At 59.7% G+C, this 290-nt stretch carries 1 pseudogene; it reads left to right on the top strand.

Annotated elements, in window-relative coordinates:
* Positions 1–290 (top strand): annotated as a pseudogene (locus tag ACPGUT_RS16165) (RecQ family zinc-binding domain-containing protein); the annotation flags it as partial.

Genomic DNA, 290 nt, shown 5'->3' with positions numbered 1-290 from the left:
CGCCTGCGCCGCAGTCAAATCGACGAAGGGCTCGCCCCGCCAGAGCGGCGCGCGGCAGATCACACTCGGCTGAACGCCCTGCTCGGACTTGCCGAAGCCCTGGATTGTCGTCGCGCGACTTTGCTGGCTTATTTTGGCGAAACAAATGTGAGTTGCGGGAACTGTGATTTGTGCGATGCGCCGGTCGATGTGTTTGATGGCACTACGGCGGTGCGCAAGGCACTTTCCGCGATCTTGCGTACGGGTGAGTACTTTGGCTCCGGGCATCTGATCGACATTCTTATGGGCAA

The sequence above is a fragment of the Halocynthiibacter sp. genome, from assembly GCF_049608145.1.
Lineage (GTDB): Bacteria > Pseudomonadota > Alphaproteobacteria > Rhodobacterales > Rhodobacteraceae > Halocynthiibacter.
The sequence above is the reverse complement of the archived record's forward strand: the minus strand, read 5'-3'. Positions and strand labels throughout refer to the sequence as shown.